General features: G+C 66.1%; 16 protein-coding genes and 1 tRNA gene. 10 read left to right on the forward strand and 7 right to left on the reverse strand.

The features are described 5' to 3' along the window. Positions 1-70: 70 nt before the first annotated feature. On the forward strand, positions 71-2653 hold the full coding sequence (locus tag F7O44_RS00150) for an acylphosphatase (protein ID WP_162448192.1): 2583 nt from the start codon (positions 71-73) through the stop codon (positions 2651-2653). Then, entirely contained in the window at positions 2650-3615 is a 966-nt protein-coding gene (locus F7O44_RS00155) for a hypothetical protein (RefSeq protein ID WP_162448193.1), read from the forward strand. The genes F7O44_RS00150 and F7O44_RS00155 overlap by 4 nt, the downstream gene beginning before the upstream one ends. A gap of 59 nt (positions 3616-3674) precedes the next feature. Here F7O44_RS00155 and F7O44_RS00160 read toward each other — a convergent pair whose 3' ends face one another. Then, entirely contained in the window at positions 3675-5777 is a 2103-nt protein-coding gene (locus F7O44_RS00160) for a hypothetical protein (RefSeq protein ID WP_162448194.1), read from the reverse strand. Beyond that, positions 5774-7123 (reverse strand): pyridoxal phosphate-dependent decarboxylase family protein, encoded by a 1350-nt coding sequence (locus tag F7O44_RS00165; protein ID WP_162448195.1) that lies wholly within the window; start codon positions 7121-7123, stop codon positions 5774-5776. Before F7O44_RS00165 ends, F7O44_RS00160 begins: the two co-directional genes overlap by 4 nt. A 310-nt stretch (positions 7124-7433) precedes the next feature. Here F7O44_RS00165 and F7O44_RS00170 point away from each other — a divergent pair, with 310 nt between their 5' ends. Both F7O44_RS00170 and F7O44_RS00175 read left to right on the forward strand, forming a co-directional pair. Then, a complete protein-coding gene (locus F7O44_RS00170) occupies positions 7434-7799 on the forward strand; it encodes a rhodanese-like domain-containing protein (RefSeq protein ID WP_222850908.1) in 366 nt (121 codons plus the stop codon). A gap of 108 nt (positions 7800-7907) precedes the next feature. Next, positions 7908-8849 carry a DUF6263 family protein gene (locus F7O44_RS00175; protein WP_162448196.1) on the forward strand — a complete coding sequence of 314 codons (942 nt, stop codon included), beginning with the start codon at positions 7908-7910 and terminating at the stop codon, positions 8847-8849. Positions 8850-8913: 64 nt separating this feature from the next. Here F7O44_RS00175 and F7O44_RS00180 read toward each other — a convergent pair. Next, positions 8914-8996: transfer RNA gene (locus F7O44_RS00180), tRNA-Leu, on the reverse strand. A 51-nt stretch (positions 8997-9047) separates the two neighbouring features. On the opposite strand from F7O44_RS00180, the gene F7O44_RS00185 reads away from it, so the two are divergent. From F7O44_RS00185 to F7O44_RS00205, 5 genes are all read left to right on the forward strand, one after another. Next, positions 9048-9815, forward strand: a complete 768-nt coding sequence (locus F7O44_RS00185) for a transcriptional regulator (protein ID WP_162448197.1) — start codon at positions 9048-9050, stop codon at positions 9813-9815. Positions 9816-9870: 55 nt separating this feature from the next. Further along, positions 9871-10512 (forward strand): response regulator, encoded by a 642-nt coding sequence (locus tag F7O44_RS31440; RefSeq protein ID WP_162448198.1) that lies wholly within the window; start codon positions 9871-9873, stop codon positions 10510-10512. Next, on the forward strand, positions 10509-11921 hold the full coding sequence (locus tag F7O44_RS00195; protein WP_162448199.1) for an ABC transporter substrate-binding protein: 1413 nt from the start codon (positions 10509-10511) through the stop codon (positions 11919-11921). Before F7O44_RS31440 ends, F7O44_RS00195 begins: the two co-directional genes overlap by 4 nt. Positions 11922-12160: 239 nt before the next feature. Continuing rightward, a complete protein-coding gene (locus F7O44_RS00200) occupies positions 12161-13519 on the forward strand; it encodes a branched-chain amino acid ABC transporter permease (protein WP_222850909.1) in 1359 nt (452 codons plus the stop codon). 13 nt (positions 13520-13532) lie between these two features. Next, the gene (locus tag F7O44_RS00205; RefSeq protein ID WP_162448200.1) at positions 13533-14525 is read left to right on the forward strand and encodes an ABC transporter permease subunit; all 993 of its coding nucleotides are present in this window, start codon (positions 13533-13535) and stop codon (positions 14523-14525) included. A gap of 421 nt (positions 14526-14946) precedes the next feature. Here F7O44_RS00205 and F7O44_RS00210 read toward each other — a convergent pair whose 3' ends face one another. From F7O44_RS00210 to F7O44_RS00225, 4 genes are all read right to left on the reverse strand, one after another. Then, positions 14947-16299, reverse strand: a complete 1353-nt coding sequence (locus F7O44_RS00210; protein WP_162448201.1) for an ABC transporter substrate-binding protein — start codon at positions 16297-16299, stop codon at positions 14947-14949. 125 nt (positions 16300-16424) lie between these two features. After that, complete coding sequence (locus F7O44_RS00215) at positions 16425-17201, reverse strand: ABC transporter ATP-binding protein (RefSeq protein WP_162448202.1); 777 nt, start codon at positions 17199-17201, stop codon at positions 16425-16427. Continuing rightward, complete coding sequence (locus tag F7O44_RS00220; RefSeq protein WP_162448203.1) at positions 17198-18151, reverse strand: ABC transporter ATP-binding protein; 954 nt, start codon at positions 18149-18151, stop codon at positions 17198-17200. Before F7O44_RS00220 ends, F7O44_RS00215 begins: the two co-directional genes overlap by 4 nt. Positions 18152-18384: 233 nt before the next feature. Then, entirely contained in the window at positions 18385-18822 is a 438-nt protein-coding gene (locus F7O44_RS00225) for a PaaI family thioesterase (RefSeq protein ID WP_162448204.1), read from the reverse strand. Positions 18823-18884: 62 nt separating this feature from the next. Here F7O44_RS00225 and polA point away from each other — a divergent pair, with 62 nt between their 5' ends. Further along, on the forward strand, positions 18885-21569 hold the full coding sequence (polA, locus tag F7O44_RS00230; RefSeq protein WP_222850910.1) for a DNA polymerase I: 2685 nt from the start codon (positions 18885-18887) through the stop codon (positions 21567-21569). The last annotated feature ends 160 nt before the right edge of the window (positions 21570-21729 follow it).

Raw genomic sequence — 21729 nt, forward strand, 5'->3', positions numbered from 1 at the left:
TGACCACATTCGTCAATTAGTGTTCATGATCATGGGTGGGTGAGGGTGGCACGCGGGTATGGTGGAGCCGATGCTGAGCAAGCGTGCCACCGTCACGCGAGCTACCGCCCTCGAGTTCCGGGTCCCGTCGTCTCGGGGCGCTCGCGTCGACGGTTCTTACGAACACAACGTCCTGATCCGGATCGAGGCCGGCATGCGGGGCCGGACGATCGAGGGAATCGGTGAGGCCTCCCCGCGCGGGCGCGCCTTGACCGGCGATTCGAAAAGTCGGTCGTGGCGGTTCCTCCGCTCTGCCCTCCAACAGCTGGAGGGCACCACACTGCGTGCACGGGCCGAGCCTGCCCGGGCGGATCTCGTGGATATCATGGCGGGCTTGCGTTCGCTGGCGGCGACGGTGTCGAAGGAGCCGGAAGCCGCGGCGTTCCGCGGGATGCTCGCCGGCGTCGACGCGGCGTTGGCCGACCTCGCGGCCAAAACGGTGGGCACGGCGCTGGCGGACTTCCTGGGTGGAACGCGGCGTCCGGTCGAGGCTGCCGCCGTGGTGCGCGCACACCGTACGTCGAGCCGGCTGCTCCGTGATCTGCGCGCGTGTGCCGGATACCCGGCGATCAATCTCGTCGACATCGCCGGCCCCGACGCCGCAATCGATGCAGCGGCGACGGCAGCCAGTGTGGCCGGCCTCGGTACGCCGCTCTGGCTTGGGCTGGGGGGAACACTGACCCGCGCTCAAGGCGAGAAGCTCGTCGAGATGCTGGCCGACCGTATGAGCGCCGGTGAACTGCCCCGTCATCTGGTGCTGCAGCCTCCGCACGACTCGGTCACACCGGCCGACCTGGTTGAATGGCAGGCGATCGCCGACGTCAAGGTGCCGCCGGATCCGTCCGGTCCGGGCATCGTGTTGATGGGCGACGCCGCCTGTGCCGCGACCGCCAAGAAGCTGGCCGGAAGCGGGCTGAAGAAGATCAGCCTGAATGTCCAGCGGGTGGGCGGCGCGCTGGCGGTCCTGGATGTCGCCCGGCAACTTCACACCGAGTACGCCGACGTCCGCCTGGGGCTGTCCACGGTGCCCCATATATCGGGGGTCGGCGCATGCACGATGGCCGAACTGGCGACCGCGTTGCCCAACTTGGACTATTGCGCGCTCTCCAGTTCGATCATCAGCGGGCCCGTCACCTGCGTGCCACCCGTCGAACACGACGACACACGTCGGATCCGTCCCGGGGAAGGGCCAGGCCTCGGCGGCACCGCCGTGCTCACACCCGCCACCCATTTGCTGACCCGCCATCTCGAGTGGCCGCGGCGCCGGGCACCGCGCTCGACGTACGGCGGTCTGCCGGTGAACAGGTTCGACACCGGCCCGCTGCAGCCGTTCACGACCCAGCGCGGCGAGATCAGGTCCGCCAGTCCGCTGATCGAGCGCGCCGCCCTGATACGGGGCCTGAATACCAGGCGGTTCTCCCGCGACGTCGTGATGGTGGAACACCCTCGCCTGGCCGAACCGTTGTGTTTCACGCCGAGCAAGACGGCTTCCACGGGTACCCCTGCGCATCGAGCCACGGTGGACAAGGAGCTGACCCGCCGGCTCCTCCAGGCTGCCGGTGTTCCGGTTCCACAGGGCGCGTCGTTCAGCGCGGCGAAGCCCGAACGGGCTGTCCAGTACGCCGCGTCGCTGGGTAAGCCGGTCGTCGTGAAACCCAAGAACGGCATCCACGGGACCGGCGTCTCCACGGACCTGCGGACCGAACAAAGCGTGCGGGCGGCCATCGAATCGTTGGCGGGCACCAAATTCGGCAGCCAGCCGTTCGTCGTCGAGACCTACGTCCCGGGTGACGACTACCGCCTGCTCGTGGTCGGCGACCAGGTCGTCTCAGTGGTGCTGAAGAAGCCGGCGTCGGTGACGGGCGACGGCCGGTCCAGCGTTGTCGATCTCGTCATCGAGAAGAACAAGGAACGCCTGGAGAATCCGCACACACGTAGTTGCCTCCTCAGATTCGATACTGCCGCGATGCACTGGCTGCAGCGCCAGGAGCTGACCCCGGACAGCGTGCCCGAACAAGGCCGGCACGTACGTCTGGGCAGTGCCGGGAACATCGCCGCCGGCGGCGAGAGCATCGAAGTGCTCGACCAGACCCACCCGAGCATCCTCGACCTCGCGGTGCGAGCCGTGCACGCGGTACCCGGCCTCGACCATGCCGGGGTAGACCTCATGGGAGACCATGTGCGCGGCACCGACGAGGCCGCGGCGATCATCGAGATCAACGGCAATCCCGCAACCGCCTTCAATCACTTCCCACTCTCCGGCACCCCGCGGGACGTCTCGAGTCATCTGGTTCTTCGGGGCTGTGAGCTGGCCGGATTCGATCCCGGCCCGCCCCGGGACGTGCTCTCGATGCGGATCGAGATCGAAGGGCGCGTCCAGGGTGTCGGCTACCGGCAGTGGTTCGCGCGGCTGGCCGAAGACAACGGGCTGGCGGGCTCCATCCGGAACCTGCCGGGAGGCGGGGTCGAGGCGCTGGTGACGGGCGGGCCGCACGCCGCATGGGTAGTGGCGGCCGCGGCGATCAACGGCCCGCGACGCGCGTCGGTTCTGCAAGTGACCACAACCCATGTGAGCGGCGTCGAGCCGGCCAACCGATTCGAGGTGCACCGGTGAGCCTCACCAGCTTGGAACGATTTGTCACCGACCGGCTCTCGCAACGTGTGCGGGCGAGCTCGGCGGTGCTCGAATACACCGCGCGAGAGCGCGGCCTCGAGACCGAACGGCTGAGCCGGGTGCTCGTTCTCGTGCATCTGCCGGACGCGGCGCTCACCTTCCACGGCATGAACGGACCCGATTCCAGTGAGGCCGGCCGCGTGTTCCGCACGATCCGCGACGGGCAACGATCGCTGCTCGACGCACGCGGCATTCCGGTGCCGCGGTGGGCGGTTTTCGCGCCGACGCAGTACAAGCGGGCCGAGCGTTTCGCCGCCCAGCTGGGCGGCCGGGTCAGCGTGAGGCCGGCCAGGCTGCGGGTTGGCGGGCGTGGAGCGGCCAGCGCCGGCGCCGACGAGTTCCGTTCGTTGTGGCGGCGGGCCGTCGGAGCCTACGAAACAACGAAAGGCGGGCCGGTGCTGGTCGAGGAGGAAGTGACCGGGCAGCGGCTGCACGTGTTCGTGGTTGACGGCGCTGTGGTCGCGGCGACCCGGTTCAGGGGCGACGATCCTGCCGCCGTGCACCGGTTGATCAGCCGTGAATCCTCGATGACGGGCGAGGCGGTAGACGTGACCGACGAGGTCGACCCACGAGTGGCCGAGCTGGCGGTCGACGCCCTGCGCGCGGTTCCCGGTTTGCCGTACGGCGGGGTGGATCTCGTGATGCCAACGGCGGACGCCAACGACGCCGGTCCGCCACGGGCCGTCGTCACACACCTTGATCCAGCTCCCGCGCCGGTGGCGCATTTTCCCGTGCACGGGCCCCCTCGTGACGTCGCCGGTGCCATCCTGGACCATTACGTGACGTCGCCTCGATGGCGTACGGCCCGCGAGACCAGCCACCGTGCGCTGGCGATACACAGCGCCGCGGCTGCTGAGCCACTGCATACCGGATCCTTCGCGCCTATTCGCGCGGGTTCTTAACGCATCCTTGATGCCCGGTCACCGGCAACCGCGGATTGACCGGATGGCGCCCGACCGGCTCATCGGCAGCTTCCGCAGCCACAGTAGACACCGGGGTCCAGATCGAGGTGCCGCACGATCAGGCCGAGCTTGTGCAGCGCGTCCGTGCTGTCAGCCAGGATGCGCTCGATCCGTTCGGTCCACACCCGGCCGCGGGTGTGGTCGAAGACGACCTCGGACACCGTAGGTGCTCCGATCGCGATGCGCAGTCCGCCGATCCACTCGTCGTCGTGCCGGTAGATCCGCACCGGCTGGCCGAGCTGGAACGTGCGCCCTAGCACGGAGTCGTCGGCCGGTACCCGGTCGTGCAGGTCCTGCGCCAGCAGGCGGTGGGCTACCCGGGCTTCGTCCATGGTGAGTGGCCCGCCGTCCGGTTTGACCACCAAGAACGTGAAGATCGTCGGAAGGTCGTCAAGACCGCGCCGATCAGGTGCCGGAATCTGGGTGTACGGGCTTTCGACAAGTGTGACCCACGGGGTGCGCTCGAGGATCGCCCGAAGGCCGGACGCCAGCAGGCGAAGGACCTCATCGCGGATCTCGGGGGAGACGTTGTGGAATGAGCGCATCTCGGCCAGTGCCGCTTCCCAGCGCAGCAGCAGCCCGACGTTCAGCCCCGAGCGGGCGGTGGCATGCAGGTCGGTCAACGCGGTGGGAACGTCGGCGCGCGTCAGGTACTCGGCCAACCCGGCGGGGAGCCGGCGTCCGCGGGCGAGGCGAGACACTAGCTCAGCAGGGATGATGACTGCGCCCGAGAACGGCGGGCCCCCGAAGAACTTGGAACCCGTGACGATCACGATGTTGCCGTCGCTGAGATGTTCGACGGCGGTGTGCTGGTCCACTCGCATCTGGGCGGCATCGACGACGACATCGAGACGGTCGCCGTACCGCTGCCGCCAACGGCGCACCGTGTCCGCGCGTGGCAACCGGATGCCGGTCTTGGAGCCCTCGACGACGTGCACCAGTGTCCGGTGCTGTCCGGCGTGCGAGGCCATCGCCTGCTCGATGGCGGCTTCGAGGGCGTCCGGAGCGAGCATGGCGCCGTGCTCGTCGCGGAGGTCGACCACCGAGGTGACTACCTGGTTTTCATCGAGGCCGGCGATCGGTTCGCCGGCGTGGCCGGCGCGGCCTGACGGCAATCGATCACAGAAATGGCGTCCGGCCGCCGCCTGCAGGCCGCCACTGCCGATCTCGTGTTGTCCGACGACGATGGAGTGAACTGGCTCGCCGGTGCCCAGTGCTATCAGCAGCGCCACGAGTTCGGCGTCGGTTCCCGACGGCGTGAAGACCACTTCGACATCGGCGGTGACGCCCAGCGCCGCAAGCAGGGTGTGTCGCATCACCGCCGCGTGTGCATCCGCGACCGGCCCCAGCCGGTCGGCCAATGCCGCCTCGATCAGCTGCTGGCGCAGCGTCGTGGCCGCTTCGAACGCACGCGGTGTGGGGGACGAGGCGGTGCACGAGCCCAACAGGCAGGTCCACGGCGTCGGGCTCGGTGGTATTCCGTAGGAGTTCAGCCCGGAGCGCCAGTCGATGGTCTGCCGGCTGTCGCCGCCGCTGGCGAGGAGTACGTCCGTGGGCGCGGCCAGCGGCAGCGCCCGGGCAGCGCGGGTGATCTCGTTGTCCGGGCAGGGCTCCGACGATTTGTCGCGCTCGTGAAGGAACTGGGCGATGTGTGCCGCGATGGCCCGCGCGGTGCCCGGTGCATCAAGATTGTCGGCGAGCCCGAGAATCTCCGTCGCGCGTTCGGAGACCGGTGAGAAGGCCGCGAGGGCTGCCGGCTCGCCACGTGCGGTCAGACCGGTGGCGCCGAAACACACCGCCGTCGCGTGTGCCAGGATCCGCTCGGCCCAGCCGGTGTGGACGTTGCCAGTGGCAGTGAGCTCGATGGCCTCACGGAGCACCAGAGCGGCACCGGTGACTGTGGCCGCGTTGTCCGGCCGCAAGATGACGGTGGCGTCGGCGAGGACGAAGGACCGTTCCAGCATAGGGTCGATACGCACCGACAGTCCGGACAGCCGGGGGCCTATCTCCGGTAGTCCACACGCTTCGATGACGGGCCAGGGCACCGGTGGTGTCCGCCCGGAACTCTCCAGTACGGCGGGGGAAAGCGATGCGTCGGTCACGAATCGTAGCGGCTTTCGAGTTGATCCAGCACGGCGACCTCGACGTCGGCCCCGGCTTCCAGGCGTGACGTGACGCCGTACAGGGTGGCGCCGTTGTCTGCGGACCCGGCCGGTGGGGCGTCGTGGGTGGCCCAGCGCAGATCATCGACGAACTCGTCGATCACCGGTACGTGCGTCGGGTTGACGATGAGATGGATACTGTCGGGGTCGCGCTGGCGGTCGATCCGCCATTTGCGGGTCTCGAGCCGGTCAGCCACGGTCATCATGTCCACCTCGTCGGATCCGACGGCCAGCACACTCATGGGGGGATCGCCGATCACGTTCAGCTGCGGGATCGAGGCGATACCGTCTCGAAGCCGCTGGGTCGCCTGCATAACTGTGGAGAAGATCCGTCGGTAGCCTTCCCGGCCCTCGTACACGATGGCGGCCCAGGCGCCGGCGATCGCACCGCCCGGCCGGGTGCCGAGCAAGGTGGGCGAGGCGAGAATACCCCCGGGCCAGTCCGTGTAGGCCGCGAACTGGTACCGACGCAGGCCCCGGTCGCGGTACAGGATCGTCGAGGATCCTTTCGGTCCGTAGCCGTACTTGTGCATATCGGCGGCGATGGACGTGACTCCCGGGACACTGAAGTCGAACGCTGGGACCTGGTAGCCGAGTTCCCGCACGAACGGAAGAGCGAAGCCGCCGATGGTGGCATCGATGTGGAGGCCGACGTCCCGCCGGGCCGCGATGTCGGCGAGCTCTTCGACGGGATCGACGACGCCGTACGGGAAACAAGGCGCCGAGGCGCAGCCGAGGATGGTCGATCGGGACATCGCGGCGGCGAAGGCGGCTGGGTCCGCACCGTAGGTGTGGTCCACCGGCACCGGGACCGCCCGGACGCCGAGCAGGTCGGCAGCTTTCAGGAAAGCCGGATGAGCGGTGACGGGCACGACCATCTCCGGCGCGGTGATTTCCGGGCGCTGCACGCGGGCCCGGTCGCGGTACGCCTTGACGGCGAGCACGATGCTTTCCGTGCCGCCCGAGGTCATGGTGCCGCCGGCCGTCCCGGGATCGGCGCCGAGCAGATCAAGGAGCATCCACACGACTTCCTTCTCCATGGTGGCCAGGCTAGGGAACGCGGTGGGGCCCAGGAGGTTCTCGGATGCGAACTGCTGGTAGGCCTCGTGTACGACGTCGTCGTGTTCGGACGCCGTGGAGTAGACGAGGCTCCAGATTCGCCCGCTGCGCCAGTCGACATCTCCGGAGCTCTTGGCACGCAGCCGGTCACGGAGTTCGCCGGCCGGCAGGCCGTGCGCTGGGAATCGGGAGAGAGGTTGATCAGCAGACCCCGGCGTTACGCTCATGTCCTGAATCGCGCTCCCTTCTCGGCAGCCGGGGCTGCCTGAAAATGACCTTTGACCTGCTGCATAGCCCAGTTCGGACGGCCTCGCTGGATGATCGCGGTGGCTTGCCAAGCACCGACGGTGCCATCGGCGCGACTCGAAGTCAATCACCGACGTGATCATTTCGATATTCCAGCGTAATCGATTCGTTGTCTTTCGTTGCGATCTTCCGAACACACCCCCCGCAGCCCGTTCGGCAGGGGAAGTCCGCTCGGGACGCGGTACATGGCGGCACAATGGCACCAGATGAGATCGCGGGAGGTGGCCGAGCGTGACCACGGCGGAGGAGATCGACGTGGCTACCGCATATGCGATGGTGCGCTCCGGTGACGTCGTTGTCGACGTACGTCTGCCGGAGGAGTACGCGAGCGGCCACGTGGCCGGGGCGGTGAACATCCCACTGCGAGAGTTGCCGGCGCGCATCGGAGAGCTTCCGCACGGCCAGATCGTGACGGTGTGTTCCCTGGGCAACCGTTCACTCAGAGGCGCTCAAACGCTGGCCCGGCTCGGCCGGACAGCATTCTCCCTGCGCGGCGGTACCAAGGCGTGGGAAGCCGCCGGTTTGCCCACCGTGGCCGGTCCGGAACCGGTGCGCGCGCGTCGTCGTAGGTTCCCGTGGCGGTGGTTCAGCCGATGACGACGCTGACGCGTTCCACACGCCGGACCTCGTGCCTCACCTGATGACGACGCTTGTTATCGTCGCTCAGGTTGATCTAGGCATTCCCCGAGACGAACAGGAAACGTGATGCCCCGGACGTTCGCCAGTGTGCCATGTGCCCTCTTGCTGCTCACACTGGCGGCTTGCAGCGGCGACGACCTGAACGGTGAACCGTCCGGCGATGCGGGCGCAGCCGCCGGGGACTGCGGCTGGCCCCTGGAAGCCACGCTGCACGACGCTGGCGATGATCCGCAACGCATCCTCGAGCTCTCACCCGCCGCCGGCGACCGGATAGAGCTTGAGATGTGGACCGCTGTCGAGACGGAGTTGCTCATCGATGGCGAGGATTCAAGTTTCGTGGACACTCCGGACATCCACCTCGGGATGGTGGTGACCGTCGACGAGGTCAACGACGACGAGATCGTCATGTCGTTCGAGTACGACGACGCCCGCGCCACCACCGCAACCCACGTGGCGATGACCGAAGCCGTGGAGAGTGTGGCCGGCCTCACGGGCACCCTGACCACGAGCAGGTCCGGTGGGTTCGCCGATGTCGAGATCGCCGATCGCGCACAGCTGGAGAGCGGCGCAGGACACGAGGTGCCCGTGGTACTCGGCGATCTCGAGTGGATGCTGACAGACATGCCGGTGCTGTTCCCTGACGAAGCCGTGGGCATAGGCGGCCGGTGGACCACCGCGTATCCCACCGATGGCGACGTCCTGCCGGCGTGTATCCAGACGACGTACACCCTGACAGCGTTGGACGACGAATCCTACGAGGTATCGGTCGAGTGGGCCGAGGACGTCGTTCCCACCACCGTGGAACGTGACGGCGCGATGTCGGCCGAGGTCGTCGGCGGCTCCACAGCGGGGTCCATCACCAGCAGTGGCACTCTCGGCTCCCCTCTACCGGAAACCTCATCCATCGTGGTCAGCCATGAGCTCGAGGAGGAAGTCGAGCGAGACGGGGCAGTGGAGACGCGCGAGCGCACGACCGTCCACGAGCGAGGGTTCGAACGACGCCGCTGAACCGCTGAGCCTGCGCCGACCGGACTCTGTCGGTGTCAGCCGCTAGGTTGGGAGACTGCTGAGGTGCCCGAGGTGGGAGTCGAACCCACACGCCCAAAAGGGCAATGGATTTTGAATCCATCATGTCTGCCGTTCCATCACTCGGGCATCGTGGCTGAGCCGACCATCGCGACTCGGACCACGGAAAGGATAGCGTGGATGCGAAGCCCGGACGAAGTCGCCCTCGTGATGAGACTGTGGGCCGATGGCATGAACAAGTCCGAGATCGCTCGTGCTACTGGCATCTCGCGGTGGACAATCCGCGAGTGGCTGTTCGGGAACGTGCCGGACTTCGAAGGTGGGCGTTCGGGATTCTCGGGAGCTAGCCGGTACGGCTGCCCGGTATGTGCGGACCGAGTGGAAAGCCTGCCGCGCCCGGCTTACGTCTATCTCCTTGGACTGTACCTAGGTGACGGCTGCCTGAGCGGCGGCAGGAGAGGGGTGTACCGGCTGCGTATCGCCTGTGCCGACAGCCACCCGGGATTGATGCAGGAGTGTGAGAATGCGATGTCCGCGGTGCTTCCGACGAAGGTCGGCCGTGTGCAGAATGTCGGCTACGTGGAGGTCTACTCCTATTCGAAGCACTGGCCGTGCCTGTTTCCGCAGCACGGACCTGGCATGAAGCACACCCGCAAGATCGAGTTGGCTCCGTGGCAGCAAGTGCTGGTCGACGAGGATCCGCGTCCATTGCTGCGTGGTCTCATCCACTCGGACGGATGCCGGGTGCTCAACCGTGCGGTGGGGACGGATTACGCGCCCTATCCTCGGTACGAGTTCACGAACGCGTCGGCCGACATCAGGGAGATCTTCACCCAGGCTTGTGATGCGCTCGGCGTCGAGTGGCGACGTAGCCGACCGCGGGTGATTTCGGTCGCGCGGCGTGCCAGCGTGGCCATCCTCGATTCGTTCATCGGGCCGAAGAACTAGGGGGTTGTACGGTGTCGCGTGCTATCGGACCGGCCGGTGCCGGTAGGCTGCCGGGGTGACCGATACGCCAGCTACCGAGCCCCAGTCCGCTCCGGCCCGACGCGTACTCGTGGCGGAGGACGAGTCCCTGATCCGTCTCGATCTCATCGAGATGCTCAGGGAAGAGGGTTATGACGTCGTTGCCGAGGCCGCCGACGGAGAGACCGCGGTGCGGTTGGCCGAGGAACACCGACCCGACCTGGTCATGATGGACGTGAAGATGCCGGTGCTCGACGGCGTTTCGGCTGCGGAGCGCATCGCCCGGCAGCGGATCGCCCCCGTGCTCTTCCTCACCGCTTTTTCGCAGCGTGACCTCGTCGAACGGGCACGTGAGGCCGGCGCCATGGCCTACATCGTGAAGCCGTTCACCAAGGCTGATCTGGTGCCCGCCATTGAGATGGCGCTGTCCCGGCACGAGGAGATCATCCAGCTCGAGAAAGAAGCGGCCGATCTCGGCGAGCGGCTGGAGACCCGCAAACTCGTCGACCGCGCCAAGGGTGTGTTGCAGAGCCAGTACGGTCTGAGCGAGCCCGACGCCTTTCGCTGGATCCAGAAGGCGGCGATGGACAAGCGCACCTCCATGCGCAATGTCGCCGAAGTGATCTTGAGTGAAGCTGCCGAGGCTGAAACAGTGCAGGAGACCGGTTCGGACCAATGACGTGCGGGTGGCAAGGCCGGCTCGGCCTGAGCCGCCGCACGCTGGGTGCGGGCCTGGCGCTCAGCGCGGCCGCCGCGCTCACGTCGTGCAGCCTGTTCGAGAGAGTTGTCGCCGATGACGAGGCCGGTCCGCGGGAGGCGACCGTGGTGGTACTCGCGCCGGATGGGACGGCCAGCGGCAAGAGTGTCCTGGCGGCAGTTGAACTCGCGATCGACAAGTCCGCCGGCGACATCGGCGGCTGGACGATCGATGTGGATTTCGTCGACGACGCCGGTCACGACGACGGCCCGGCGGAGCTGGCCCGGGAAATGGTCGGCGACGACGTCATCGCGGTGATCGGCGGGCTGTCCACGGACGTTGTCCGGGCCGTGCAGCCCGTCCTGAGTTCCGGCTCGGTGCTGTTCGTCTCGCCGGCGGATACCGTTCCAGAACACACGCGCGGTGCCGATCCAGGTAACCCGCTGCGGCCGTATTCCAACTATTACCGGACGTCGGCCATCGGCGAAGACCCCATGCAGGCGCTTGCCCGGTATGCGGTGGGCAGCCTCGAAGCGAGCCGCGTAGCGGTGATCGACGCCGGAGAGTCCGATGAGGCTGCCGTCTTCGCCGAGGCCGTTGACGACGCTGGTGGCGACCTGGTCCGGATCGCGGGGCACGACGACGAGGAAAGCCCAGATCTCGAGGATGAAGCCGACGACGAGGGCGGCGAGGACACAAACACCGACTCTGGCGCGGGCGACGGCGACGAGAACGCCGGCGAGGCGGATGAGAACAGCGACGACGGCGACGAGAACGAGGCCGGCGATGAGAACGGTGACGACGGCGATGAAAACGGTGACGACGGCGAGGCCGGCGACGGCGAGTCTTCGCGGACGCCGGATGCCGCCGCGATGGTCGCCTCGGCCCGCGCGGAGAATGCCGAGGCTGTCTTCGTTGCCGGGAGCGCGGACCTCGCCGCGGCGGTCGCCGACGAACTCGCCCGAACCGGAGGGGATATCGAGCTGCTGGGCGGCTCAGTGATGTTGAGCGACGACTTCCTGGCCGAGGCGGGCTCCGCGGCCGAGGGAGCATGGACGGCTACCCACGGCGAACTCGGCACGGAGGCGAACGCCGTCGCGGAACAGGCCGAGTCCGATCTGTCCGGGGCCGGACTCGACGTCACCGATCCGAACGTGGCGGGTGCGTACGACGCCGGGATGGCCGTCGGCACTGTCCTGACCGCGTGCCTGCCGCCGGCCAGTTCGGCGACCGCGGCACGGCGCGGGTGCATCGGCGAGCTGGCGGAGGTCGCCGTAGCCGGTGCAACGGCGGAGGTGGCTTTCGACGAGTACGGCGACCGGGCGGGTTCAATCCCGGTATTCATGGTCGTCCGCGGTGGTCAATGGACAACGCTGGAGCCTGGTTCCTGAGCCACTTCCGGAACCAGGTGCGGCGGTCCGGCCGGTGCTGCCCTTTGCCGTAACGGCCTGGCAGGCTGGTAAATCACCGTTTGGTGGGCACCCAGGTCACAGTGACTTAACAACCTGCCGTTAAGGTCGGTCTGCTGCTGCGCGAGACGCCAAGACAGCATAGATTGCCTCAAACGTGCGGATGGGGCTGTCTGTCCACTGTGCGCACCACCATGCGGGCATGTCGGGAGGAGACGCGCTTGTTGCGGATTCGCCGCATCATCGTGACAGCCGGAGTCACGTCGTTGCTCGCCATTCTCATCGGGGTCCCGGCCGCAGCGGCCGTGTCCGGTCAGCTCAATGCGGCATCGGCCAGCGTTCCGGCACAAGCCGGAGAGGTCGTCAGCGCTCAGGAAGAAGCCGACGAGAGCGTCGGCGGCACGCTTAGAGACGACGAGAACGAGCCCGTACCAGATGTGGTGTTCATCGTCAGCGACACCGATGACAATGAAATCGGTGTGGCCACGACCGACGCGGACGGGCGGTGGCAGGTTCCGCTACCAGGGCCTGGCACCTACTCTGTGCTCCTCGACGAAACCAGCTTGCCCGAAGGCGTCGACCTGCGTGACCCGGAACGGAATCCACTGGAGGTCCGGGTTACTTCGGGGAGGTCGGCACCTGCCATCTTCCAGCTAGGTGAAGCTGGTCTGGGGCGAGCGCAGATCGAGGCCGTGGGGCGTGCGACGGCCAATGGCGTGAAGTTCGGCTTGATCATCGCGATGGCGGCGGTCGGGCTTTCGCTGATCTTCAGTACCACCGGACTCATCAACTTTGCCCACGGCGAGCTCGTCGCCGTCGGCGCGTTGCTGGCGTGGTTCTTCAACGTGGGTCTGGCCAACCAGGGTGGCCCGGGCTTCCAGCTCATTGTCGCCGCGATCATGTCCATTACCTTGGTCGCCTTGCTCGGCGCTGGGCTTGAGCGCGGCCTGTTCCGGCCGCTTCGAAGACGGCGGCTGGGGATATTCCAGCTGGTCATCATCACGATCGGGCTGGGACTGATCATCCGCCACATCCTGCTCCTGGCCTTCGGTGGCTCGCCGCGGACATATCGTGATTACGTCGGTCAACAGGCGATCCAGATGGGGCCGGTGTCGCTGACGCCGCGGGACATGACCATCATGGGTCTGTCTCTGTTGATCCTGGCTGGCGTTGCGACGGTGCTCCAGCGCACTCGCATGGGTAAAGCAATCAGGGCGGTGTCGGACAACCCGGCCCTGGCCTCGGCCTCCGGAATCGACGTCGACCGGGTGATCTTGACGGTGTGGGTCATGGGCGCGGGTTTAGCGGCCACCGGCGGCATCTTCTTCGGGTCTGCCGTGTCGATGGACTATTTCATGGGGTTCAGGCTGCTGCTGCTGATGTTCGCGGCGGTCATCCTCGGAGGTATCGGTACAGCCTACGGCGCCATGGTGGGTGGCCTCGTTATCGGCATGGTCACCGAGTTGTCGGTGCTGTGGTTCCCGTCTGAGCTGAAGTTCATGTGGGCGTTGCTGGCGTTGATCGTGGTCTTGTTGGTGCGGCCGCAAGGCATCCTCGGCCGGCGTGAGCGGGTCGGCTAGTGGGAGGCGCGACGTGGATTGGCTAGTAATACTGACCGACGGTATGCGTACCGCGTTGGGCCCGCAGGCGGCCGCGTACGCGTTGCTGGCAATCGGCCTCAACGTGCACTTCGGTTTCACTGGCTTGCTCAACTTTGGCCAGGTGGGCTTCATGCTCGTGGGCGCGTATGGAGTCGGCATCACCACGGTCACCTACGGTGGGCCGCTGTGGCTCGGAATCCTGGTGGGTCTCGGTGGCGCACTCGTGCTGGCGTTGATCGTCGGGATTCCCACGCTCCGGCTGCGGGCAGACTATTTCGCCATCACTACCATCGCCGGGGCTGAGGTCCTCAGGCTGATCGTCAGATCCAGTCCGGCGCGGGATGTTACTGGTGGGCCATTCGGCCTGCAAACAATCGCGCCGGAGTTTCAGCAACTCAATCCCATACCCGTGGGCAGTTACGGAATCGGCCGGGTTTCGTACCCGCACGGACAGCTGTGGACGCTGATCGTCACATGGACCGTCGCGATCCTCGCGACGGTACTCGTGATCATGCTGATTCGGAGTCCGTGGGGCCGCGTGATCAAGTCCATTCGCGAGGACGAGGAAGTGGCTCGTTCGCTGGGTAAGAACGTGTTCAGCTACAAGCTCCAGAGCCTGATGATCGGTGGTGTCATCGGTGCGATGGGAGGCATTATGTTCTCCCTCGGGAGCCAGACGGTCAACGCGGACACGTATCAGCCGCAGGTGACGTTCTTCGCATACACGATCTTGATTCTCGGTGGCGCTGCCTCACGATTCGGTCCTTTGCTCGGCGCGGTGTTGTTCTGGTTCCTCTTTGGCTCGATCAGTACCGGGTTCCGGCAGGCCGCCGGCGCCGATCTGTTGCCGGGCTTCATGGCCACCGGAGGTGCGATCGGTGCGACGGTCATGGCGCTGGTCGGCTTGGCCTTGGTGTTGCTGATGATCTTCCGGCCGCAAGGCATTCTCGGGAGCAAGAAAGAGATGATTCTCGGCGCCCGTTGACCGGTCTCAGCGGTCACCCGCCCCACCATGCCGGTGATCGTCAGTGGGTTGTGGTCGTTGATGACGGAGCAAAATCGGGGCAAATCGCCTCATGCGGCGACCACAGCGCACTGACGATCACCAAGGGTAGGGACTCATCGTCGGTATCCTGTGGGGCTGGCCTGGTACCCCTGAACGACATTCTCGGCCGATCCGTCGGGGTGGGGCCGCCAACCCTCACCTCACAGCAGTACGGAACCGCCAACGATCATTGACGGCGGCGTGAGGCTACCTTCGTGGCCGACCTCCACACCCGCAGCGACTAGCGGAACGTGGGAAGAGCCAGAGCGGCGGAGTGTAGCTGAAACGACTTTGGGCCGGCACCCCGGATGACGGGGGACCGGCCCACAAGCCTTGTTTCTGTTGAGTCAGCGACTCATGATCATTCCAGTTCGCCCAGGTCGATGTCCTGGTCGCCGACGACCTCGAGCGAGCCGTCGTCCTGGAACTCGGCGATGGCGTAACGGCCGAACGCCGGGTCTGTACCTTCGATCTCAAGCGGGCCACTGGCGCCCTGGTAGTCGATGTCCTCGCCGGCCTCAAGCAGATCACGGCATTCAGCGAAGGACGAGCACGGTTCTCCGTCCTTGGTCACGTCAGCAATGGCGTCGTTGAAATCGACCGGGTCCACCGAGTCGGCAGCGATCGCGCCGAGGGCGACGATGATCACGCAGTCATAAGCCTGGCCACCGTAGATGTAGTTGCCAGACTCGGCGTCCGGCAGGGCTTCCTCGAGGCGCTCGTTGAACTCGGCGCCACCGGCCGCACCGATCACCTTCATGCCCGAGATGAACCCTGGGTCATCCGGGTTCACGTCGTCCGACAGTGTCGGCCCGAACAGCCCGTCACTGCCGTAGATCTGGTCGGCGGAGATACCGGCCTCGATCGCCTGCCGGATGAAGATGGCCCCTTCACCGAATGCGACCACGGCCACCGCGTCCGGGTTGGCGCCGGTCACGTCGGAGACCTCGGCGGAGAAGTCAGCAGTGTCAGGGTCGTAGTCGTTACGCGACACGATCGAGCCACCGGCGGCCTCCACGCCGTCTTGGATCAGGTCGGCGAGTGCGACGCCGTAGTCGTCAGCGCGGGCCACGATCGAGATGTTCTGGTGTCCGTCACCGAAGAGCGTGTCGGTGATGACCGGGGTCACGGCCTCGTCCGGCGGCACCGTGCGCCGGTAGAAGCCGTTGTTCTCGTCCTGGTCGGTGAACGCCGGCGATGTGTTGGAGGCCGAGCACTGCACGATCTGGTTGTCGTACAGCATCTGGATGATCTCTTGAGACATGCCGGATGCCGCCGCGCCAATGATCGCGTCAGCACCGCCGTTGATCAGCCGAGCAGCGCTCTGCTGGGCGATAGCGGCGTCGCCGGCCTCATCGCCGGTGTCGAGCGTGACGTCGTTGCCGTTGACGCCACCTGCCTCGTTGATCTCCTCGATGGCCATCTGAACGCCGTTGATCTGGGGCGGCCCGAGGAAAGCGAGCGGGCCGGTCTCGGGCATGACGTAGCCGAAGTCCAGAACGTCATCTCGACCTGGACGGTCGATCTCGACGTCTTCTGCCTCGGGGTCTTCCTCCGGGTCTTCTTCAGGCTCGTCTTCCTCTGGTTCGTCGGGCTCTTCCTCGACGATGTCCTCGGGATCAACCTCGGCATCGTCATCATTGCCACATGCTGACAGCGTGAGCGCGAGCACTGCCGCGACCGCTGCCCCTCTCAGCATTCGGGATCGTTTCATGTCTCCTCCGTACATAGGTCCGTGTTCGGGACGCTACATCTGCGAACTTGCGTGCGCCAGCGATGTCGCGCTCGTGACGCCTAGATGTGATCGAGAGGTGACCTTCCGGGGTACTTCCGGGCAGGTCAGGCACGCGCCAGTGTGCCGAGGTACAGCTCGATCACCTTGGGATCGTGAAGTAAGTCAGGGCCTGGGCCGGTGTAAGCGTTACGTCCTTGGTCCAGCACGTAACCTCTGTCGCAGATCTGCAGGCACCGCCGGGCGTTCTGCTCGACCATGATCACCGACACGCCTGCCCGGTTGATTCGCCGAGTCCGGATGAACACTTCATCTTGCAGCACAGGCGACAGGCCGGCCGACGGCTCGTCGAGGAGCAGTACAGCGGGCTCGGCCATCAGCGCCCGCGCCATCGCCACCATCTGCCGCTCACCGCCGGAGAGCGAGCCGGCGCGCTGATTGCGCCGGTTCGCGAGTGCAGGGAACAGCGAGGCTACGAACTCGAAACGCTCGTCGAACCGGCTGGGCTGCTGATAGAGGCCCATCTCGAGGTTCTCGGCGATGGTGAGCGACGGGAAGACGTTGTTGTTCTGCGGGACGAACCCGACCCCGCGCGAGACCAGCTCGTTCGCTTTGAGCCCGGTGATGTCCTCGCCACGGAACTGCACGGTGCCCGAGGTGACCTTCACCAGCCCGAACATCGCCTTGAGCAGGGTGGATTTCCCGGCGCCGTTCGGCCCGATGATGCCGACCAGCTCGCCGTCGTTCAGGTACATGTCGGTTTCGTGGAGGATGTTGACGCCGGTGAAGTATCCGGCGACGAGCTTGTCTGTGCGGATCAATGCGTTCTCGGCGCCCGCGAGGTGCACGCTGCGGTCGGAGCTGACGGCATCGGCGGCGTTCATCGTGGCTCCCCGCTGGCAGGTGTTGTTTCCTCGGCACCGGTGGTGTCGTTCGACGCCGGTTCGGCGAAGAGTTCGGCGCCGATCTCGGCGAGCTGGCGCTCTTCTTCGGCTTCGGTCAACGGGGCGTCGTGGTGCGAACCCAGGTAGGCATCGATCACGGCTTGATCGGCCATGACGGCCTCCGGCGGACCTTCGGCCACGATGCGGCCTTCGGCCATCACGATGACCCAGTCGGAGATGTCGCGCACCATATCCATGTCGTGTTCGACGAACAGCACGGTCATGCCCAAGGTGCGCAAGTCTTTGACATGGCCGAGCAAAGATTGCGTCAGCGCCGGGTTGACGCCGGCCATCGGCTCGTCGAGCATCACCATGGTGGGTTCCGCCATCAGCGCGCGGGCCATCTCGAGGAGCTTGCGCTGCCCGCCCGAGAGTTCGCCGGCGTACTCGTCGCGCATGTGATCGAGCTTGAAACGGGCCAGTAGCTGCTCAGCGCGGTCGGTGATGGATCGCTCCTGCTGGTTCCACAGGAACGGCAGCCACGACCGCCAGAGGTGCTCGCCGCGCTGGTTGGTGGCGCCGAGGCGCATGTTCTCGATGACCGGAATGCGGGTGAGCGCCTTGGTGAGCTGGAAGGTGCGGACCATTCCGGCGCGCGCGACCTGGTAGGGGGGATGGCCGGACAACTGCTGTCCTTCGAACGTCCAGGTGCCGGAGTTGGCGCGGTCGAAACCGGTCAGGAGGTTGAAGAACGTCGTCTTCCCCGCCCCGTTGGGCCCGATCAATGCGGTGATCGCGCCGCGTTGGATTTCGACGTGTTCGATATCGACGGCGGTGAGCCCGCCGAACCGTCGAACGACGTTGTCCGCCACGAGGATGGCGTCCCGTTTGGGCGCACCCGGGGTGTGCGGAACGTCGGCGAACAGGTCTGTGGCAACCGATGGTGCCATGGGATGCCAGCTCCCTTCTGTCGACGAGGATCGCTCGTCACGGTTCAAGTATCCTCCGCGTGGCCTCGTTTTCGATACCACGCGGGACGGCCCGCAGTTGGAGGAGCATAACCGTTGGACCCGGCGTTGACGTATCGCCGCGATTCGTACCGCTCAGATGTTTCCAGACCGATATGTCAGGGTGATCCGCGATGCGGGACTGTCTGCCGCCTTCAACCCTGGTCAGCATGCGTTCAGGAGGGCTCTGGAGGCATCTCGCGGAGGAAACACGTGATACGTGCGGTGCACACCCTGCGGTTGTCGTCGTCGGTGATGACGACGTCGAACGTCGCGAAGGTCTTGCCGCGGTGTATCGGTGTGGCGACCCCGGTGACGTGTCCTTCGCGAGCCGCACGGTGATGCGTGGCGTTGATCTCGACGCCGAGTGGAACTCGGCCGGGCCGGCTGTGTAGCGCCGCCGCCGTCGACCCCAGGGTCTCGGCGAGCACACACGAAGCACCGCCGTGCAGCAGTCCGAACGGCTGGGTATTGCCCTCGACCGGCATCCGGCCCACGACACGATCCGGTGACAGTTCCACGAAGGTGATGCCCATCCGCTGATCGAGTGCCGAAGCCGGTATGTCCTCCGGATTCACCTTCGTGCTTGTCTTGCCAGGCTCGATCTGATTCATGGCAGACGATCCTGCCTCATGCGGCTGGGGACATTGTCGGCGGCGGGGACTAAGGTGGCGCCGTGGTCGATGTTGCTGAGACTCCTCGCCTGTTGTTGCTCGATGGTCATTCGCTGGCCTACCGGGCGTTCTTCGCGCTGCCAGTGGAGAATTTCTCCACCACCACCGGACAGCACACCAACGCCGTGTATGGCTTCACCTCGATGCTGATCAACGTGCTGCGAGATGAGGCGCCGACGCACGTGGCCGTCGCCTTCGACGTCTCCCGGCAGACGTTTCGCAACGAGATGTACCCGGAGTACAAGGCCAACCGGACCAGTTCGCCGGACGAGTTCAAAGGGCAGGTCGCCCTGATCAAGGAGATCCTCGCCGCGTTGCGTATACCGGCCATCGAGAAAGAAGGATTCGAGGCCGACGACGTCATCGCCACGCTGGCTCACCACGCGCAAGCGGATGGGCTGGATGTCCTCATCTGCACCGGCGACCGAGACACCTTCCAGCTCGTGAACGAACACGTCACCGTCTTGTACCCGAAGCGCGGTGTGTCCGACCTCTCGCGGATGACGCCGGATGCCGTGCAGGAGCGCTACGGCCTCAGCCCGGTTCAGTACCCCGATTTCGCTGCGCTGCGTGGCGACCCGTCGGACAATCTGCCGAACATTCCGAGCGTCGGAGAGAAGACGGCCGCCAAATGGGTGGTGCAGTTCGGCTCGCTGGAGCAGCTGGTCGAGCGCGCCGACGAAGTCAAGGGCAAGGCCGGCGATGCGCTGCGGGCACACCTGGGACAGGTGATGACCAACCGACAGGTCACCGAGCTTGTTCGAGACGTCCCTCTGGAGGTGCGCACAGACAGCCTTGTACGCCAGTCATGGGACCGCGAGGAAGTCCACAGCGTCTTCGACGCGCTGCAGTTCCGGGTGCTGCGGGACCGTCTGTACCAGACCCTGGAGGCAGCGGAGCCAGAGGCGGAAGGCGGATACGAGATCGAGGCCGTCCGGCTCGAGCCGGGAGAGGTGCGAGGGTGGCTCACCGAGCACGCGTCCACCGGTCGTACCGGCGTGTCGGTCCGCGGCATCTGGGCCCGGGCCAGCGGTTACGTCACGGAGGTAGCGCTGGCGGCGGCCGACTCAGCGGTGGCATGGTTCGAGACCGCCAAGCTGACGCCGGATGACGACGCCGCCTTGGCCGCGTGGCTGGCCGATCCGGAGCGTCCCAAGGTCATGCACGAAGCGAAGGGCCCACTGCATGCTCTTGCCGCGCGTGGCTGGCAAGTGTCCGGCTTGGCCGCCGATACCGCGTTGTCCGCGTTCATCGCGCTGCCGGGCCAGCGTTCTTACGACCTCGCGGACCTGGTGCTGCGCTTCGTCGGGCGGGAATTGCGCAGCGACAACACACCGGCGCAGGTGCAGCTTTCCCTCGATGGTGGGGACGAGCTGCAGCTCGGGCAGGACGAGGCCGTCCGGGCCCGCGCCGTCCTCGATCTCGGTGACACGCTCGACGCCGAGCTGGCCAAGCGCGGCGGGCGTAAGCTCCTCGACGACGTCGAGCTGCCGTTGGTCGGTGTGCTGGCCAGTATGGAGCGCCGGGGGATCGCCGTTGATGTCGACTACCTCGAGGGGCTGGAATCCTCGTTCTCCTCGGCTGTGGCACAGGCGGCCGCGGACGCTTATGACGCGATCGGGCACGAAGTCAATCTGGGTTCGCCGAAGCAACTTCAGGTCGTGCTGTTCGAAGAACTCAACATGCCCAAGACGAAGCGCACCAAGACCGGCTACACAACCGACGCGGAGGCGCTGGCCGAGCTTTATGCCAAGACCGAACACCCGTTCCTCGAGGCATTGCTGCGGCATCGTGACGCGGCGAAGCTACGCGTGACGGTCGAAGGGTTGCTGAAGTCCGTCGCGGACGACGGCCGGATCCACACCACGTTCCACCAGACCATCGCCGCCACCGGTCGGCTATCGTCCACCGACCCCAACCTGCAGAACATCCCGATCCGTACCGCCGAAGGGCGGCGTATCCGGGAGGCCTTCGTGGTGGGCGAGGGGCACGAGAGCTTGCTGACGGCTGACTACAGCCAGATCGAGATGCGCATCATGGCTCACCTGTCGGACGACGAAGGCTTGATCGACGCCTTCAGTTCCGGGATGGATTTTCACTCGGTCACCGCGTCCCGTGTTTTCGGGGTTCCGGCTGAAGAAGTCACCGGCGAGATGCGGGCCAAGATCAAGGCGATGAACTATGGGCTCGCATATGGCCTGTCCGCGTACGGACTGTCGAAGCAGCTGACCATCGAGGTCTCCGAAGCCCAAACGTTGATGGACGAGTATTTCGAACGCTTCGGGGGCGTCCGCGACTATCTTCGTGAAATCGTGAAGCGTGCCTCGGCCGAGGGCTGGACCGAGACCATCCTCGGCCGGCGGCGCTACCTCCCGGATCTCACCAGCGACAATCGCCAGCGGCGTGAGATGGCCGAACGGATGGCGCTCAACGCGCCGATTCAAGGATCCGCCGCGGACATCATCAAGGTCGCGATGCTCGGAGTCGAGCGTGCGCTGAACAAGGAGGGTATGTCCTCGCGAATGCTCCTGCAGGTGCACGACGAGCTCGTTCTCGAGGTGGCACCCGGTGAACGCGACGCGGTTGAAGAGCTGGTCAGACGTGAGATGGGCGCCGCGCATCAGCTGCGGGTGCCGCTCGAGGTTTCTGTCGGGTCTGGTGCCACGTGGCAGGACGCAGCTCACTAGTGTCGCCGGCCGCACATCCGTGCGTCCGGATGTGATGCTCCGGCAGCGCCTCTCCGGGTTGCCCGCCACTCACATCGGACGAATCTCAGAACATTACTCACAAGGGGTAGCGAAGTTGATCCGATCGTGACAAGCTCATGGTCGAGGGGCCGTAGTCCGC

The sequence above is a fragment of the Phytoactinopolyspora mesophila genome (assembly GCF_010122465.1).
GTDB classification, from domain to species: domain Bacteria; phylum Actinomycetota; class Actinomycetes; order Jiangellales; family Jiangellaceae; genus Phytoactinopolyspora; species Phytoactinopolyspora mesophila.

Bases quoted from the DNA above. Each gene is read 5' to 3' on its own strand.
- F7O44_RS00210 (WP_162448201.1), bottom strand. From the start codon at position 16,299: ATGAAACGATCCCGAATGCTGAGAGGGGCAGCGGTCGCGGCAGTGCTC.
- F7O44_RS00215 (WP_162448202.1), bottom strand. From the start codon at position 17,201: ATGAACGCCGCCGATGCCGTCAGCTCCGACCGCAGCGTGCACCTCGCG.
- F7O44_RS00195 (WP_162448199.1), top strand. From the start codon at position 10,509: ATGACGTGCGGGTGGCAAGGCCGGCTCGGCCTGAGCCGCCGCACGCTG.
- F7O44_RS00225 (WP_162448204.1), bottom strand. From the start codon at position 18,822: ATGAATCAGATCGAGCCTGGCAAGACAAGCACGAAGGTGAATCCGGAG.
- F7O44_RS00165 (WP_162448195.1), bottom strand. From the start codon at position 7,123: ATGAGCGTAACGCCGGGGTCTGCTGATCAACCTCTCTCCCGATTCCCA.
- F7O44_RS00220 (WP_162448203.1), bottom strand. From the start codon at position 18,151: ATGGCACCATCGGTTGCCACAGACCTGTTCGCCGACGTTCCGCACACC.
- F7O44_RS00185 (WP_162448197.1), top strand. From the start codon at position 9,048: ATGCGAAGCCCGGACGAAGTCGCCCTCGTGATGAGACTGTGGGCCGAT.
- F7O44_RS00175 (WP_162448196.1), top strand. From the start codon at position 7,908: ATGCCCCGGACGTTCGCCAGTGTGCCATGTGCCCTCTTGCTGCTCACA.
- F7O44_RS00150 (WP_162448192.1), top strand. From the start codon at position 71: ATGCTGAGCAAGCGTGCCACCGTCACGCGAGCTACCGCCCTCGAGTTC.